The organism is Thalassobius sp. Cn5-15, assembly GCF_022347685.1.
Taxonomy (GTDB): domain Bacteria; phylum Pseudomonadota; class Alphaproteobacteria; order Rhodobacterales; family Rhodobacteraceae; genus Thalassobius.
Window position 1 is genome coordinate 1 of the sequence record NZ_JAKRGF010000010.1, and the last position, 16,857, is coordinate 16,857.

17 protein-coding genes and 3 pseudogenes are annotated in these 16,857 nt (G+C 55.4%); 7 read left to right on the plus strand and 13 right to left on the minus strand.

Going from position 1 to position 16,857, the window contains the following annotated elements; translation table 11 throughout:
- Positions 1 to 11: 11 nt before the first annotated feature.
- The 9 genes and pseudogenes from MHM86_RS15860 to MHM86_RS15900 all read right to left on the minus strand — a co-directional run bounded on the left by MHM86_RS15860 (position 12) and on the right by MHM86_RS15900 (position 5,872).
- On the minus strand, positions 12 to 692 hold the full coding sequence (locus tag MHM86_RS15860) for an imm11 family protein (protein WP_239201283.1): 681 nt from the start codon (positions 690 to 692) through the stop codon (positions 12 to 14).
- A gap of 99 nt (positions 693 to 791) precedes the next feature.
- A pseudogene (locus tag MHM86_RS15865) lies at positions 792 to 1,025 on the minus strand (transposase); the annotation flags it as partial.
- Between the two features lie 197 nt (positions 1,026 to 1,222).
- On the minus strand, positions 1,223 to 1,888 hold the full coding sequence (locus tag MHM86_RS15870; protein ID WP_239201284.1) for an imm11 family protein: 666 nt from the start codon (positions 1,886 to 1,888) through the stop codon (positions 1,223 to 1,225).
- 110 nt (positions 1,889 to 1,998) lie between these two features.
- Positions 1,999 to 2,232, minus strand: a pseudogene (locus MHM86_RS15875) (transposase); the annotation flags it as partial.
- A 265-nt stretch (positions 2,233 to 2,497) separates the two neighbouring features.
- Positions 2,498 to 3,010, minus strand: a complete 513-nt coding sequence (locus tag MHM86_RS15880) for a hypothetical protein (protein WP_239201285.1) — start codon at positions 3,008 to 3,010, stop codon at positions 2,498 to 2,500.
- 8 nt (positions 3,011 to 3,018) lie between these two features.
- The gene (locus MHM86_RS15885) at positions 3,019 to 3,858 is read right to left on the minus strand and encodes a toxin-activating lysine-acyltransferase (RefSeq protein ID WP_239201287.1); all 840 of its coding nucleotides are present in this window, start codon (positions 3,856 to 3,858) and stop codon (positions 3,019 to 3,021) included.
- 169 nt (positions 3,859 to 4,027) lie between these two features.
- Positions 4,028 to 4,633 (minus strand): imm11 family protein, encoded by a 606-nt coding sequence (locus MHM86_RS15890; RefSeq protein WP_239201289.1) that lies wholly within the window; start codon positions 4,631 to 4,633, stop codon positions 4,028 to 4,030.
- A gap of 11 nt (positions 4,634 to 4,644) precedes the next feature.
- On the minus strand, positions 4,645 to 5,088 hold the full coding sequence (locus MHM86_RS15895; protein ID WP_239201291.1) for a toxin-activating lysine-acyltransferase RzcC: 444 nt from the start codon (positions 5,086 to 5,088) through the stop codon (positions 4,645 to 4,647).
- 294 nt (positions 5,089 to 5,382) lie between these two features.
- Positions 5,383 to 5,872 (minus strand): annotated as a pseudogene (locus tag MHM86_RS15900) (IS6 family transposase).
- Positions 5,873 to 5,988: 116 nt separating this feature from the next.
- Between MHM86_RS15900 and MHM86_RS15905 the strand changes: the two are divergent.
- A complete protein-coding gene (locus MHM86_RS15905) occupies positions 5,989 to 7,473 on the plus strand; it encodes a sulfatase-like hydrolase/transferase (RefSeq protein WP_239201292.1) in 1,485 nt (494 codons plus the stop codon).
- 9 nt (positions 7,474 to 7,482) lie between these two features.
- Here MHM86_RS15905 and MHM86_RS15910 read toward each other — a convergent pair whose 3' ends face one another.
- The 3 genes from MHM86_RS15910 to MHM86_RS15920 are packed head-to-tail and all read right to left on the minus strand — an operon-like array spanning position 7,483 to position 10,121.
- Positions 7,483 to 8,286, minus strand: coding sequence for an amidohydrolase (locus MHM86_RS15910; RefSeq protein WP_239201295.1), 804 nt, complete (start codon positions 8,284 to 8,286; stop codon positions 7,483 to 7,485).
- An 11-nt stretch (positions 8,287 to 8,297) separates the two neighbouring features.
- On the minus strand, positions 8,298 to 9,458 hold the full coding sequence (locus tag MHM86_RS15915) for a mandelate racemase/muconate lactonizing enzyme family protein (RefSeq protein WP_239201296.1): 1,161 nt from the start codon (positions 9,456 to 9,458) through the stop codon (positions 8,298 to 8,300).
- Positions 9,459 to 9,467: 9 nt separating this feature from the next.
- Positions 9,468 to 10,121 carry a GntR family transcriptional regulator gene (locus tag MHM86_RS15920; RefSeq protein ID WP_239201297.1) on the minus strand — a complete coding sequence of 218 codons (654 nt, stop codon included), beginning with the start codon at positions 10,119 to 10,121 and terminating at the stop codon, positions 9,468 to 9,470.
- A 201-nt stretch (positions 10,122 to 10,322) separates the two neighbouring features.
- Here MHM86_RS15920 and MHM86_RS15925 point away from each other — a divergent pair, with 201 nt between their 5' ends.
- The 6 genes from MHM86_RS15925 to MHM86_RS15950 all read left to right on the plus strand — a co-directional run bounded on the left by MHM86_RS15925 (position 10,323) and on the right by MHM86_RS15950 (position 16,533).
- Positions 10,323 to 11,432, plus strand: coding sequence for an ABC transporter ATP-binding protein (locus tag MHM86_RS15925; RefSeq protein ID WP_239201299.1), 1,110 nt, complete (start codon positions 10,323 to 10,325; stop codon positions 11,430 to 11,432).
- A gap of 29 nt (positions 11,433 to 11,461) precedes the next feature.
- Positions 11,462 to 12,739 carry an ABC transporter substrate-binding protein gene (locus MHM86_RS15930; protein WP_239201301.1) on the plus strand — a complete coding sequence of 426 codons (1,278 nt, stop codon included), beginning with the start codon at positions 11,462 to 11,464 and terminating at the stop codon, positions 12,737 to 12,739.
- Between the two features lie 58 nt (positions 12,740 to 12,797).
- Positions 12,798 to 13,709, plus strand: a complete 912-nt coding sequence (locus tag MHM86_RS15935; protein ID WP_239201303.1) for a carbohydrate ABC transporter permease — start codon at positions 12,798 to 12,800, stop codon at positions 13,707 to 13,709.
- Between the two features lie 7 nt (positions 13,710 to 13,716).
- Positions 13,717 to 14,607, plus strand: coding sequence for a carbohydrate ABC transporter permease (locus MHM86_RS15940; protein WP_239201305.1), 891 nt, complete (start codon positions 13,717 to 13,719; stop codon positions 14,605 to 14,607).
- Positions 14,604 to 15,545, plus strand: coding sequence for an aldo/keto reductase (locus tag MHM86_RS15945; protein WP_239201306.1), 942 nt, complete (start codon positions 14,604 to 14,606; stop codon positions 15,543 to 15,545). Before MHM86_RS15940 ends, MHM86_RS15945 begins: the two co-directional genes overlap by 4 nt.
- Positions 15,546 to 15,873: 328 nt before the next feature.
- Complete coding sequence (locus MHM86_RS15950) at positions 15,874 to 16,533, plus strand: cytochrome b/b6 domain-containing protein (RefSeq protein WP_239201307.1); 660 nt, start codon at positions 15,874 to 15,876, stop codon at positions 16,531 to 16,533.
- A gap of 24 nt (positions 16,534 to 16,557) precedes the next feature.
- Here MHM86_RS15950 and MHM86_RS15955 read toward each other — a convergent pair whose 3' ends face one another.
- Positions 16,558 to 16,806 carry a hypothetical protein gene (locus tag MHM86_RS15955; protein WP_370644199.1) on the minus strand — a complete coding sequence of 83 codons (249 nt, stop codon included), beginning with the start codon at positions 16,804 to 16,806 and terminating at the stop codon, positions 16,558 to 16,560.
- Positions 16,807 to 16,857: the final 51 nt, after the last annotated feature.

Sequence of the window (16,857 nt, forward strand, 5' to 3'; positions counted from 1 at the left end):
GGGCTTCCCCCTCATACATCTTTCATCGGATAGTGCTTCGGCATTTTCAGCCCCGACGCTTTGATCCGCGCAGCAAGTTCATCTGAAAAGAAAATCCACAGGTCACGCAGATATTTCTCGCGCCAGATATGGCAGTTGCCGATTTCCTCACGGGACATTGCCAGCCCTTTAAAGTCGGACCGTGATCGGGCTTTGACCACATAGTCGATATAGTCGCCAATACTGTCATCAACCGCGAGACCCGGATCGCAGTCTTCCAGCCGGAAACTGTTCAGGTGATTATGGATCACCATCCCGTAATACTGCACTGGATAAGATGTGTCTTTTGGCATGGTGATTTCAATCGGCCAAAACTGATGCACACCCGGTTCCAGCTCTTCGATGATCCCTTTCAGCGTTTCGTCAACAGCGATAAGGCGGTTTTTCATCAAGATCAAAGAAGCCAGTTCTTTATGGGTTTTGGAAGTTTCTAGTGTTCGGGGCTGTGCGTATTCCTCCAATGGACCTAGGTCTTTGGTGAATTTTTCAGAAAACTTGAAAAAATTGACCCCTGTTTCCATTCCGAGGTCTTTCTTCTCAGCATTCGTCATCTGAGTGTTGTAGTAGTCTTCAATCGTGTCTTTCCACGCGACATGCTCGCCTTGAGGAAAGTACCCCCCAAAACCATTCGGCTCAATCACACCCCATGTCATCTGCGTTCTCCTTAAGTCCTGAAACCACCCAAAATCTATTGTCGGGGATGCTTAGTTAACCTTTGCGTTCGCGCCGGTGGTCGCCATCTGCGACGCACCCATTTTCTCCAGCATCGTATCAGCCAGCAAGCGCTTGAGCCTGACGTTCTCGTCCTCCATCGCCTTCAGCTTCGCGACATCGGACACCTCCATGCCGCCAAACTTCGACTTGTATTTGTAGAACGTGCCCTGACTGAGGCCGTGCTTCCGGCACACCTCAGCTGTCGGCACCCCGGCTTCCTGCTCTTTGATCATCCCAATGATTTGGGCTTCCGTGAAACGGCTCTTTCGCATTCGTTTGCTCCTTCAATAGGTTGAGCAAACTCTGCATCAGAACGAGGGAAGTTTCGGGGGGCAGATCACCTTGAATAAAATCAGACATGAGAAATCTCTTTTACTGGTATTACTTGAACATTTTGAATTCAGCTTTAGAATTGAATGGCCGCGCATTAAGGCAGGGAAAATCGCTTCTCTTAATGCGGCGTAGATCTCTAAACCACTGTTACCGGATAGTGTTTAGGTAGATACAGCTCTTGCTCTGCCGCCGCTTGCTGAAGCTCATCTGACATGCACATTGTCGGTTTGAACAGCCTAACCTCACGCCACAGGTGCTTTCCGGCAAGCACATCTTTTGAAAATGCAAGCCCTTTCGCTTTGGCCCGCGAGTCATAGCTGGTGAACAACTTACCTAGTGGTCGCCAAGACTCTTCCTCACTCTGCTCTGGTCGGAAACTGTCAAGAAACGTCGCGATGCGCAGTCCGTAATATTGCTCAGGCAATGTCTTGTTGCGCGGTAAATTGATTGAGACAGGCCAAAACTGATGAATGCCAGGTTCAAGGGTCTCGATAATGTTTTTAAGTGCTTCGGACACCAAGGGAAGACCGCTTTGGATCTGTATCATTGCGCCAATTTTTTTTGGGGTTTTCTTCAGCCGGAATACCTTTGGGCATTCCACATCTTTCAATGGTCCTAGATCCTCAGTAAACTTCTTGACAAATTCATATGCGGTGAAGCGATCTGGGCTCTCCATCATCTGCTTGTCAGCATCGCTCATTTCGTTGTCATAATAAGCCTGCAAAGTTTCATAAAACCCGACGTAATCACCTTCGGGAAAGACGATGCCAAAATTGCTTGGTTCATAAACTGCGAATACCATAGGGGCTCCATTTCAAGTTTTGTTAGAGGACCATTTTGCGCTCCGCGGGTGCGGCGTCAATCGCCCGCAACAGTATCGCGACCAACGGGTGCGGTCGCCTGCGACGCGCCCATCTTCTCCAGCATCGTATCAGCCAGCAAGCGCTTGAGCCTAGCGTTCTCGTCCTCCATCGCCTTCAGCTTCGCGACATCGGACACCTCCATGCCGCCAAACTTCGACTTGTATTTGTAGAACGTGCCCTGACTGAGGCCGTGCTTCCGGCACACCCCAGCTGTCGGCACCCCGGCTTCCTGCTCTTTGATCATCCCAATGATTTGGGCTTCCGTGAAACGGCTCTTTCGCATTCGTTTGCTCCTTCAATAGGTTGAGCAAACTCTACATCAGAACGAGGGAAGTTTCGGGGGGCAGGTCATAGTGCAAATCTGCCAGGCCCCTGAGGCCCCATGTACCAGCTGTTAGAAACCTGAACTGTGCTGCTCGCATGCGTTACACTCTCACCGCGTATCAAACCATTGTCGAGCAATTCAGATTGCAAAGTCTGACGATCAAAAAGATACCGATATACGATCTCTTGGGTGTAATTATTATCGGGCATAATATTTCTCTTTTTTAACCAACTACAAATGAAATTGGGACGGGCAGCCACCTGCCGCAGTGATCAATCCAGTCTTCAGAATAAACAACACGGCCCGCTCTTTTCCCATATACCACTAATGGTCGGTCATTCTCGCCCATCGATTTCATAGCGGGCTCCCAAGTTATCAGGCCTCGAACACTTGAGCGCATATACCAAGCCGGATCGTGTTTTTGTATGTGAATGGTTGCTGCATATAAGTCGTACTCTTTGCGCCCCAACTGGCAGCAATTTTCTGCCAATCTTAGATATTCTTCTCCCGAAGCAAATGGCTCCAGCTTTCCGTCACCACTTTGCTCCAACAAAGACAAATACTCCGGAGCAGGGCTATTACCTTTGAGAACGTCATCCAAAAAGTTTTGTAGCAGTTCCTCTTCCGACAGAACTGTGCCCGTGGCTTGGCAGCGTGGGTAAATCCAATTCTTGGAATAAAGAACTCCCGTTAGTGTCAGGGCTAAGATACAAACCACCGAAAACAACGCCTTCAATCGTCTAGTCACTTCTGCGACGCCCCCATTTTCTCCAGCGTCTCTTTGTCCACCAGACGGCCGATGATCGGGTGCAGGCGCAGATCGCCGGTTTTGACCACCTGTTTGAAGTTGCCCAGCACGCTAGCGGTGGTTTTGCGATCGGGCGCGATCACGTCGATCAGCCAGCTGATCTCGCCGCTGGTCCAATCCTCGGCTTTCAGGCGCAGGGGCCAGACGCCGTTGCGGATCTTGGCGTCCACCTCTTCGGACACGCTGGCCCAGATCGCCAGCCCGGTGATGTCAGCCAGATCGCCGCGTTCCTTGTCCACCGGGTAAGCAATCGCCAACCGGTCGCGAATCAGCGGGCCCAGCACCAGATGCTGCAGATCAGCCAATGTCTGATGACGATAGCGCGGCAGGGGCAGTGTCGCCTGTGATGTCATAGGACAGGGCGTAGAAGCTGTTGGTTTCTGCCCCTGCGGGCAGAGGAACGTAGAGAACGGTTCAGCACCGACTTTCTTCCCGACTTCACCTAATCCATCCAGATCTCGCCCATCTGAAAACACAACGCGAAGCCATTCTTCATAGCCTCTCAACCACCCCAACACCTTCTCCACCTCACCTTGGGTGAGCGGATCATCAGTAATTTGCAGGGTCAGGCGGGTCAGGGCATAGCCTTCGCCATAACTTGCGGCGAGGTCTGAGGTGCCCCTAGATTTGTAGACGCTTTGCTTGGTAATTTTGGAAGCAAAGGACGATGCAAATGTCAGGTCTAATTCGCTATTCAGAATACTCAGAATTCGCTCGGGATCGTCACGATAAATCTCTCTTATGAGGCCTGAATCTGCAATTGGCTTAACTGGCATTGCATGATGCAGATTGAAATCTGCTGGCAGGCCGGCTGGAAGATTCCCCAGGTTTTTCAGGAGTGCATCTCTCACACTTCCTGGAATTACACGCCAACCTTCATCAGTGGTAGGAAACGAACCCGGCATAACAATCTCCAAAACGCTTAATAAAAATCTGAGCTAAAATTCAGTGTTCTTGAACGAACCGACATTCTTGAGCCTGATACCCTGTCACCCCACGGGCTTTGAACGCTTCATGAAGCGCATCAGATGCAACAACTATCTGCTGGAGTTTGCTGTCTGCCCAGAGATGCCGTTCCCCAACTGCAACGCGAGACCAATAAAGCCGGGGAGGTCGTTTCATGACCCCGAGCATGGGCGGGCCCTCTACAGATCCACCATCCGCCAGCGGAATACGGGGCCGTTTCAAAATGATATCCGACCCTTCCAGCACGATCCCATCTTCGACAAGGCAGGCATCCCCCATCGTCAAAAGATAAACCTTATTCTTGTAAAGCTTCTTATTTGGCATCCCGAGCCGCACCGCGTGAAACGAGAGCATGCCCGGGCAAAATTCTTCTAAAACGCCACGCGCTTTATCCCCGACAAAATGATTTCCATCGGCCAATGAACAGAATTCCGGCAAGATCTTCGGTGCATCACTCAACTGAATGTCCAGCGGCAGATCTTCCTTTGATGGAGCTTTGAAGTAACCAGGTTGGCGTTCCCACGGCAGATCGGTGACAATCCGCCCTGAAATGTCATGGGCCACAGCACCGGCAATTGTGTCCATTATCCACGGCATTATGTGGTCTCCTTCGTTGGCGTCTGCGACGCGCCCATTTTCTCCAGCGTCTCTTTGTCCACCAGACGACCGATGATCGGGTGCAGGCGCAGGGGCCAGACACCGTTGCGGATCTGTTCGCGGATTTTGGCATCGGCCTCTTTGGACACGCTGGCCCAGATCGCCAGCCCGGTGATGTCTGCTAGATCGCCGCGTTCCTTGTCCGCGGGATAAGCAATCGCCAGCCGGTCACGAATCAGCGGATCCAGCACAAGGTGCTGCAGATCGGCCAATGTCTGATGACGATAGCGCGGCAGGGCCATCATCGCCATCACCACCTTGCCAAAGCTTTCGCGCACCTGGGCGCGCAGCATGGCGATCTTTTTAACAACTTCGGGATCAATTTCAGGGGTGGTCTCGGGGGGCGCCTCGGGGCTGGAATTGGCAGAGGCAGAACTGGTCACAATAGCTCCATTGATTAATCATTAGCGCATTCTTTACATTTCTAAATCAACCTTCAAGAGTATTTCTGTGTGGAATTGCGTAATAGAGGTGGTTTGCAGAAATGAGTGATAAGCTGGTGTTGTCACGTTAACTTCCCGCCAGCGAAGAAATCCCGATGCTTGGGCAGTATTGCATTAACCGGTCACTTCGCAGATGTCGGGGCTAAAAAAGCCTAACGTGATCCGCAAGAAACCTTTCAAACAGAGATTGGCAAGTTATTTTCACCTGTCCGAGTGCAGCCTGCGCCAAGTCCGTCATGCAGTCATCTCGCGAGTATAGTCGGTCCAGAGGCTGAACGCATCTGCCCTTGCATGACGATAGGAGTTGGCGGAGAGGCGATAGCGGCGGGGTTTCAAGATGGCACTGATCTGGTCATGGGCGGCAAGAAATCACTGCGCCTGCCAGTCGACTTGAAGCGCCCCATGATGTTCTCTAGCCACCGCGTCGGCCTGTGGCGGTCTTCGCGTGCCGCGCGTCTGAGCCAGAATGTCGAGTGTGTCATCATAGCCAGTGCGTCACGCCATTGATCGGGATCACAACCTCATTCATGTGCCACTTGTCGTTCGGGCACGGTCGTCCGCAGTGGATACAAGCGGCAAAATGCGCACCAAACCGGTTGACCCAAAAGCGGGTGGTTTCGCGGCTGGCGATGACGCCACGTTCTGCCAGAAGATCCTCCACATCCGCGGTGTTCAGGGCAAAGCGGTGGTAAGCCCAAACCGCATAGGAAATGATCTCACCAATGCTGCGTCAGGAAATTAATGCAACAGCTCCCTTTACACATCTAAGCGCCTTGATTTTGAGCTCGCATTGCAATTTCTCAAGTAGGCAACCCCGCTGTAACATGACATGATAGCGCCATGTCAGACGCATCCCAGAACCGCCCGAACATCTTGTATATTTTCAGCGACCAGCACGCCGCGCGTGTAATGGGTTGCGCAGGCGATCTGGCGGCGGATACGCCGAACCTTGACCATCTTGCCGCAAGCGGCGTGCGCTTCGACCGGGCCTATTGCCCCTCGCCCGTCTGCCTACCCGCGCGCATGTCCATGCTGACCGGGTTGCGGCCGCACGAGCAGTCCTGCTGGACCAACGACGACATTCTCGACAGCGCGCATCCGACCTGGCTGCATGGGCTGGGAGCGGCTGGATACAACCCGGTTCTGATCGGGCGTATGCACTCGCTGGGCCCGGATCAGTTGCGCGGCTATGTTGCACGGCCGATCGGGGACCATAGTCCAAACTGGCCTGGCGTGGCGCGCCGCAGTCTGGGCGCGCTGAGCAAGACAAGTGGCCCGTTCCGCGAGAGCATTGAAAGGTCAGGACCAGGTCAAAGCTCGTATCAGGTCATGGATGAAGAGGTTCTGGCGGCCTGCATCTCGTTCCTGAAAGATCACGCCGCCCGCGAAGATGCCGAACCCTTCTGCCTGACCGCCAGCTTCATGTTGCCCCACCCGCCCTATGTTGCCAGTGAACAGGATTTTGCGGCGGTCGAAGACCGGGTGCCGGCACCACATATTCCGCATCCGCCCAATGATGAACATCCCTGGATCCGGCAGTGGCGGCAATTGAAACATGTGGATGAGGTCTCGTCGGAGGAGGTTCATCGCGTTCGCTGCGGCTATTACGCGTTGGTGCGGCAACTGGATCGTCATATCGGAGAGTTACTGGCAACGCTGGACCAGATCGGATGCGCCGAGAATACGCTGGTGGTGTATGTCTCGGATCACGGGGATCACATCGGCGAACGCGGGCTGTTCTGGAAACACACCTTCTATGAGGACGCGATTCGGGTGCCACTGATTATGCGCTGGCCCGGCCACATCGGACCGGGACAGCATTGCACGCAGCCGGTTGAAACGGGTGCTTTGGGCAATACGATCCTGTCACTGGTCGGCGCGCCGACCCTGCCAAACGCCACAATGACCAGTTTCGATGATCTCATAACAGATAAGAACGCCGAGGCTGACCGGCCCATTTTTGTAGAGTATTGTACCGATGACATCCCAGCCTGGGCCGAAGGACAGGCGGTGCAGCAACGCGCGGTGATTCAAGGGCGTTTCAAATACATTTACTATCAGGGTTACCCCGATCAGCTGTTCGACTTGGAAGACGACCCACTGGAACAGCGCGACCTTGCCCGCAATCCCGACCATGCCGACACTGCCGCGCAACTGCGGGCGCTGGTTCTGGAGGATTGGAACCCCGAAGATATCGGTCGCAAAATCGAGCGACGCAAGGCTGACAAGCTGTTGTTGAAGGCTTGGGCAGAAAAGACAAATCCCGCTGATCTGTGTCGCTGGGACTTGCGGGAAGAGCAGAACTATCTGCTGCCCCGTAAGTGAGCGCACCGCTTAACCGTAAAATTCTGACGCAGTGCGCCACGTGATCTGGTCCCGGTCGTCTGCTGAGAGGTCAGCCAGCATTGTGTCGGTTGCCTCCAGCCACCCAGTGTAGTCCGATGTCTCCAGCAGGACCGGATGATCACTGCCCCACATCAGCCGTTTTGGTCCAAATACGCGCATCAACACGTTGAATACCCGGCGATGGTGATCCGGGGCCGTGCTTTGCTGCGTAAAACCAGACAGTTTGCAGCAAACGTTTGTAAGGCCCGCGAACTGTGCAAAGTTTTCCGTCCAGTCCGGCACATCTTGCGGGGCCGGTTTGGCCGCGTGATTGATAACAATCCGCAGCGAGGGATAAGTTCGCGCTATTGTCGCTACAGCCTCCAGATGATGCGGAAGCGCAAGCGCTTCGAACGCCAGATCTGCACGCTCAAGTGCCGCGAATCCTGCTGCATAGTCTGGCGTGTCCAGCCATTCTGGGCCGCGCGCGGCTCCGGCCATGGGGCGGATGGCTTTCAGTTTGGATCTCTGTCCCAGCCTGCTCAGGGCCTGATCCACATTCTTTGCGGTCAGATCGGCCCATCCGGTGACGCCGAATATCCAAGGGTGCTGATCCGCGAGCGCCAGCAGGAATAAGGTTTCAGCCATGGTTGGTGCGGCCTGTACCACGATACACCCTGTCACCGGCGTATCTGCGATGACCGTTTTGAAATCGTCGGGCATGTAGTCGCGATACAGTGCCGGCCGCGCATTGCTCAGCCAACTGTAGTCGCCTCGTGCCAACCGCCAGAAGTGAACATGACTGTCCAGCATCCCGCCCCCGGTCAGTTCGACAGATCGAAACTGCCCACGGCCATGGCCCGCAGCGCCGCAAGGTCCGGGCTGAACCCGATGCCGGGGCCGCGTGGAACGTCAACCCGACCATCAGATAAGGTAAGGTCAATCTCACCCAAATCCGTCCGCAGAGGGTTGGGGTTGGCATCCAGCTCGACCAGCCCCTGCCCGCCAATCGCGGCCAGAACATGGAATGAGGCCGCAAGGCCAAGCCCAGTGCCCATGTAATGCATCGTGCAGGTTGCGCCTGCCGTCGCCGCGTGTTGACCCACCGCATATGTGCCACTTACGCCGCCCCATTTTGCAACGTCAGGCTGCACCACACGCAGCTTGCCTTGACTTATGAAGTCCTGAAACTGCTGGAAAGACGTAATGTTTTCGCCTCCCGCAAGCGGCACGTCCACCGCCTGCGCCAGTTCTGCCCAGTCGTTAAGCGGAGCATCGGCCCGCAACGGTTCTTCGACAAATCCCAAGTTCACATCCGACAGCGCGGAAACGGCCTCAATGGCTTCGGACACGGTCCAATTCTGATTTGCATCCACCATGATCTTTAGACGACCTTTGGCCGCCGCAGCCACGCCGCTCAGAATCTCGTGATCCCGTCCCAGCCCGTGACCAATCTTGAGCTTCACACCAGTATGCCCCATATCGATAATCTCGCCCACCGAGTCCTCCATCTGCGACAGATTGGGGGTGCTGGCGTAAACCGGAACGGTCCGAGGGGCCTTGCCGCTTAGAAACTGGCACAATGGTACGCCCTGCTGACGGGCGGCGATATCGGCCATCGCGGTGTCAATCCCCGCTAGACAATGCGCGAAAGGTCCAAACTCGCCAGTGTGAATCATCATCCGCGCCAGATCGTTTTCCAGCGCCAGACGGCATTCAGAATAGCTGGCAAACCGGGTGCCAATCAGCCAGGGCGCAATAACGTCCTGCATCAGGTTTTGCCTTGCAATATTGCCGCGTGGCGGAAAATTGCACCAAATCTCGCCCCAACCTGTGACACCATCCTGCGTGGTAAGTTCAATCAGCAGCCCGTTACGCACAGGCATCGTTCCCAACGAGGATTCGGGCCCAACCGGCGGGCGGGCCGACACGGCAAAGCACTGCACGCGATCAATCACGATGGGGTCTGTTTCAGCATAAGCCATATTGCTGTCCTAATAGCCGACCAAGGTATTGCGGGCCGAAGTGGTAAAATGAGCGTCCAGCGCCTTTTGTACTGCCTCCAGATCCCGCGTCCGCAACGCATCCAGAATGGTCAGATGGTCCTGCATGGCTATCACATTCGTCTTTCTTGGCGGCACCCGGCGATGCACCTGTCGCGCGATGCGCAGTTTGGTTTGGGTATATTCATGCGCCTTGGCGATCGCTTTATTCTTCATCGACGCGACAATCGTCCGGTGAAAGTCACGGTCAAAGTCCAGAATGAAAGCGTTGTGTTTTGTCAGGTCTTCGGTGGTCTCAAGACCGCGTAATGCCTCTTTGTGGCGCACGATCTGATCTTCGATCCAATCGTCGGTTACAACATCCAGAAAAAAGGCAACTGCATGATTTTCGATCATCACCCGAAACTGCATGTTTTCGCGCATGAAATCGAGATCAGGATAGATGATCCTGAACCCCGCGCGCGGCTTGACTTCGACCAGGTCAAGCTCTTCCAGCAGGACCAGCAACTCACGCAGAGGCGACATCGACGTTCCCAGAATCTCGCACAGTTCGGCCTGACGGACCACTTCGCCAACCTTGATTTTCTCGCACAGAATGGCCTGCACGAAGCTTTCCAGGTCTTGCGCCTTTTGCGTTATTTTCATCGTCCCGTAGAACTCCACGGCTGATCTGGCTTCGGAATTGACCAATAATCGCTGACTTAAACACTCTCGTCAATATGCCTAATGCGACTTTAAATATTTTTAAACATTGCCAGATGCCGTTTTAACATCTAGGCTCGTTCAAAATGATCCCGGACACCCGGGCTCACAGACAGTGACCAAATGCGGGAGGCGACCTGAAACATGGCTCAGGTTACTTTGTCTAACATCAAAAAATCTTACGGCGCCGTCGCGCTGTTCGATGGTGTTGATCTTGAAATCGATGCAGGCGAATTCGTTGTGTTCGTTGGCCCTTCGGGCAGCGGGAAATCAACCCTGCTGCGCATGATTGCCGGGCTGGAATCTGTCACCGACGGCGTCATCGAGATTGAGGGCCGTGACGTTACTTACGACGAACCCTCGGATCGCGGGATCGCGATGGTGTTCCAGAATTATGCGCTTTATCCGCATATGGATGTCTACGGCAACATCGCCTTCAACCTGCGCCTTGCCAAAATGCCGAAATCCGAAGTGCATGAGCGCGTGATGGAAGCCGCACGCATCCTGCATCTGGATGAGTTGCTAGACCGTTCTCCGGCGCAATTGTCCGGCGGGCAGCGTCAGCGCGTGGCCATTGGCCGGGCCATCGTGCGCAAACCCAAAGTGTTCCTGTTCGACGAGCCGCTGTCCAATCTTGACGCCGCGCTACGCACGCAGATGCGACTTGAAATTGAAACGCTGCACCGTGAAATCGGCGCCACCATGATCTACGTGACCCATGACCAAACAGAGGCGATGACCTTGGCGGATCGCATCGTCGCGCTGGATTATGGTCAGGTTCAGCAAATCGGCACACCGGATGATCTGTACAACGCGCCGACCAACAAATTCGTAGCGGGTTTCATCGGGTCACCAAAAATCAATTTTTTGGCGGCCACCGTTCTGTCGACGGACGGAGATACCATTGAGGCCAAGGTTGATGGACTGGAGGACACCCGGATCACCCTAACCGCGACCGGGCTGCACGAAGGCGACAAGATCGACCTAGGTATCCGCCCTGAAGAACTGCATATCGCGGACGCCGGGGCCCCACAGGACACCGTGCTACGCTTAAGCGGCACAGTCGAAATCGCGGACCGGCTGGGCAACATCACCTATGCCTATGTCAATGCCGGTCTGGACAAGAACCTGACCGTACAGACATTCCAGAAACGCAAGATTCAGACCGATACGCAAGTAAATCTGACGGTGCCTGCTAACCGGATTGATGTCTTCAATACGCAGGGAAACCGTTGCTCACCGGCCAAGCCGTAAACTGACGCGCCCATAAGGGAGGAATTGGGATGAAGAAGACATTGAAAACAATGGCGTTTGGATGCGCCGCCGCGATTTGCGCCACGGGCGCATTTGCGCAGGACAAAGTCAAGCTTCTGGTCTGGGGCGACCCTGTCCGCGAGCCCTTCTATCAGGCTTTTGACGAAGCCCGCGATGACATTGATGTCGAGTTCGTGTCCGTTGCGCGGAACGAAATGGTCGCCAAGCTGCAGCTTGCCCTACGTTCGGGAGAGGGTGTTCCTGACGCGATCTTCATGCAGGATGTGAACTTTGCCGCCCAGCTGTCGACACGGCGTGCGAATTATCTGATGGAACTGTCGGACAAGGTCGATCAGGAAACTGTTGACGGGTTCTATCCGACCTCGCTGGTCCCTTGCGAAAAGGCCAATGGATCGCTGATCTGCCTGCGCAACGACGTGGCGCACTTCATGCTGTGGTACAATGCCCCTCTGATGGAGGAACTGGGCCTGAGCGTTCCGACCACATGGGAAGAATATGAAAAGGTCGGGGCCGCGGCGGCTGCCAATGATTCCGGCATCGTGTCAGGTGCTGTGGCGATGCACATCCCGCTGATGAACTTCCTGTATTCCAATGGCTGTGAACTGGCCGTGCCGCAGGCAAACAACCCCGAAACCTTGAAAATCAACGCAACCTCGCCGCAATGTGTCGAAGCCGCGCAATTGGTGGACCGGATGCTGGACACAGGATCGCTGGCCCGGGTGGCCCCCTTTGATCCCGAATTTCTGGAGCTTGCCAAAGCCAACAAACTGCTGATGATTCCCGGGCCTACGTGGTTTGGCGAATTCATCATCAAGCGCCGTTACGAGTTTGCCGATGGCATGACCGGCGTCGCCATGACCCCGAAATGGGCCGCACAGGACGAACCCCTGGTCTGGAGCTGGGGCGGTGGCGTCTGGGGTGGCTGGAAAGACACCAAACACCCCGAAGCGGTTGTCGATCTGCTCAAGTTCGTCACCACAGATGTGGATGTGAACCGCACCGCCGTGACGATGCCTGCCTATCAGCCCGCCTCGGTTGAATGGGGCACGGCATTTGATGGCTCGGGCTATTACGCCACCGATGGCTCGTTCGACACCATGGTTGATGCGGCCGCATTCGGGCATCCGGGCTATGCGTCGTTGCGGCTGGACACCCGCGCCAGCTTTACCAAGGCTGTCGTCAACGATCTGGCCAGCGGTGCAAGCTTTGAATCTCTGCTGCCGCAATTGCAGGAAGAGTTCGTAAACGCAGCGCAGCTCGCAGGCTACAAGGTCATCACCGACTGACCAACCATCTGTGCGCGGGACTGCCCCCGCGCACAGATCCAACAAAGGGCTGAGAACCATGCCATCACTCACGAAACAGGAACGCGACGTTCGCAAGCGCAAAGCGGCACGCAGGCAGACTCTGATCTCTTACATCCTGCTTTTGCCGTATCTCGCGTTGATGGTCATGTTCGCGGTCTTTCCCGTGCTCTATGCGTTCGGGCTCAGCTTTTTTGATACGTTCGAGAATGTATTCTGGGGCCTGACCAATTATCGCGAAGCCCTGAACGATTACCGGCTGGTGCCGGCAATCTGGAACGTCACACAATACGTGCTGGTGTGGGTCTCGATGATGGTGATCGGTGTGACCTTGTTGGCACTGTTGCTGGACACACTGTCCGAACGCCCCGCGGCCATTGTCCGGTCAATTTACTTCATGCCCGGCGCCATCGCCTCGTCCGCAGTTGTGGTCCTTTGGCTGTTCCTTTTGGATCCGCTGGTTTCTCCCTTCAGTTTCGTGTTCGAAGCGGTGGGCTGGGACAATCGCCAAAGCACGATCAGCGGGTTGGGCGAGGTCTGGATCTTTGCACTGATGGGCTTTCTGGGCAATTCCGGCGGCTGGATCGTGGTACTGGGCGGTGCACTTTCCGGTCTGTCGCGCGATATTATCGAAGCCGCGCGGATTGACGGGGCCAACCCCTGGCAAATGGCCACGCGCATCAAGATTCCGATGATCTCGAAAACGATAACGCTGATGGCGATCATGACGCTGGCTGTCGGTATGCAGATATTTGTCGAGCCGCAGCTGATGTCGCTGGCCGGAGGTCAATTTGACAAGCCCGACTGGTCGGTCACGCAGCTTGCTTATTTCTACGCCTTCCGCTTTGGCGATTTTGGCGTCGCGGCGGCGATCAGTACCCTCTCCCTTGTGTTGCCGCTGATCATCGCCTTCACCCTGATCTTCGCCACGCGCTTTTACAAAATCGACTAGGCCCCTCATGAATACGCTGCTTCCGAAAAACAAACTGCGCCTCAGTTCTTTCGTGATCTGGTCGATACTGGCCTTCTTCATCGTAATATACGGTCTGCCCCTGTTGTGGCTATTCATCGCGGGAACACGCTCGGAGAGCTCATTGATCTCAGACCCGCCGTTGGCGTTGGGCACATTTGCGGTGATGAAGGAGACGTTCGTGAATCTGGCCGGGTACAACAACTTCCAGATGCTGACCTGGGCCATGAACTCGGTCATCTACACGGTTGGCAGCGTGACGCTGACGCTGGTCTCTTGCATTCCCGCCGGATACGCGCTGGCGATGTCCGAATTCAAGGGCCGGAAATTGATCCTGATCATGACTCTGGTGGCGATGATTACACCATCACAGGCGATCATTCTGCCGATCTTCCTTGAGATGTCGCTGCTGGGTCTGACGAACACCTATATGGGGCTGATCCTAGCGTCGTCCTTCTTTCCGTTCGGCGTTTATCTGTCTTACATCTACTACACCACGTCGTTGCCCAAAAGCGTTGTGGAAAGCGCCCGGATCGATGGCTGCGGCCACTTTCAGTGCTTTGTCCATATGGCGTTGCCGCTGGCAAAACCCCTGCTGGCGCTGGTGGCGTTCTTCAGCTTCGTCAATAACTGGAATAATTACTTTCTGGCCTTCGTGCTGATCTCGGATGACGACAAACAGAACCTGCCGGTGGGACTGACAACCCTGATCAACTCGTCCGGCGCGTTAAACCCGCAAGCCGCCGCCAACAATCTGCCCATAGGCCAGCCCGAGGCCATTCAGGCCGCAATTCTGGTCGTATTGCCCATCATTCTGGTCTTTCTAGTCTCGCAAAAATACGTACGATCGGGCCTGAATGCAGGGGCCGAAAAGGGATGATACCTACCCACAGACTAACCCGGTCAGGGCTGGAACTATCCGAGCTGGGTCTGGGGTGCGCAACGCTTGCGTTTGATCCCAGCCCTGAAGGCATTATCACTGCGCGCAAGGTTCTTGCAGAGGCCGTTAAGGCCGGTATTGCCTATTTCGACACCGCCCCTTTTTATGGCCGCGGCCTGTCGGAACGACTGGTGGGCGATGCCCTGCGACGGCTGGATGGTGCGGTCATATCCACCAAGGCCGGCCGGTTACTGACACCCGATGCGGACGCGCCAACCCATATGCCCTTCCGGGTGCAGTTTGACTACACCTATGACGGCATCATGCGCAGTTTTGAACACAGCCTGCAAAGGCTCGGGCTGCCGAGGATCGACATCCTGCTTTGTCATGATCTTGGCCGACACACCCACAAAAATGCCGCCCCCACGCAGTTTACCGCGTTCTTTGATGGCGGTGGCTATCGCGCGATGGAAGAACTGCGCCGGTCAGGTGACATTCGGGCCATCGGGCTGGGCGTGAACGAGGTTGAGGTGTGCCAGGCCGCATTAAAGCACGGCGTGTTTGACCTGTTTCTACTGGCTGGGCGCCACACGTTGCTTGAACGGGACGGCGCACAGGAGCTGTTTGAGGCTTGCGCCAAGGTTGAAACGGATATCGTGATCGGCGGGCCCTTCAACTCTGGCCTGTTGGTTGGCGGGCAGACCTACAATTACCGCTCTATACCTGAAGATGTTGCAGCCCGTCATCGCACGCTGGTGGCGTTTTGTGCCCGTCATAACGTCCCCATAGGTGCCGCCGCCCTGCAATATCCTCTGCGCCACCCGCAGGTCAGGTCTGTTATTCCCGGCCCTGCAACCGTCACCGAGTTGCAGCAAAATCTGGACTGGGCCAAGACCCCTATCCCCGATGCGTTCTGGGCAGAATTGGAGACAATTTGAACCGGGGCCGTTCAGGGCGCCAGGATCCGCACCATTTTGCCGCCAAATGCAACGAGCTGGGATAAGGCCGAAACCATCCACCGCTATATCTATCAGGCAGGCGCTTGAAATGATGGCCGCGCCTTCAGCTACGATCATGACAACCCTTACGGCCTTTATGTGCCCAACGCTTTGCGGCACCCTCAAACGGGTCAGCGGTTTTTGGAAATCGGGCGCCGTTCGCTCCCCATGCGGTTCTTTTTTGGCCCTCCTCTGATGGCCCTTGGCGAATGGTGAAAAGAGTGCGACACCTTTTAGAGTCGCAACCAGCTGATCAGGGGCCAGAGTGATGCGTGAAACCCGCCAGACGTCCGACCCACAGAACACCGCCCTGCACAGGATCCGCCTGTGGGACCCGGCGCTGCGGCTGTTCCACTGGAGCTTGGTCACGAGTGTTTGCACAGGCTGGTATCTGGGCCGCTTTGGCCCCGGCATCATGACGCTGCACTTTTACGCAGGCTATGCGGTGATTGCGCTGCTGGTGTTCCGACTGATCTGGGGTCTGTTTGGACGCTGGCCCGCGCGGTTCTGGGATTTCCTTTATGGACCGCGCCGTACCGCGCAATATATGCGCAGCATGTTCGTCCGCCGTCCCAGCTATTGGGCAGGACATAATCCGATTGGCGCGCTGTCGGTCTTTGCCCTCTTGGCAGCGCTGGCGATGCAGGCCACGACAGGACTGTTCACCGATCCCGATGATTTCTTAAACCGTGGGCCGCTGGCGGATTACGTCAGCGACGATTGGGTCGCCTGGGCATCAAACTGGCACGTGACCCTGTCCAAGGTTGTCTTGGCGTTGGTCGCACTGCATCTGGCAGCGATTCTGTTCTATCGGGTGTGGAAGGGTGAAAATCTGGTCGCGGCAATGATCCATGGACGTAAAACCGTGCGCGGAGCCGTGCCGCAGGACATTCCGGCAGATCGGGTGATTGATCCGCCACAAGGTTAATCGTACAATCCGGGCGTCCTGTTCTTAGACTGCCATCACCTTATTAAGCTGCGCAAAACGATCCCCCAATTGATGGTCGATCATCGACAGGCCAACGCCGACGATATTGGTACGCGCATGGCTCAGCAGATATTTAGCGATGGTCCCACCCCTACCCTCTTCGGCCACCAAACCGGCAACAGGCACCTTCACGTCAGTAAAGAAGATCTCATCCACCTCATACCCGCCATCCAGCAATTTGATCGGGCGCAGTTCGCCACCCGGCGTGTCCATACCCGCCTTACTCAATTCGACACCAATGCGGCCTTTTTACGCGATATCCAC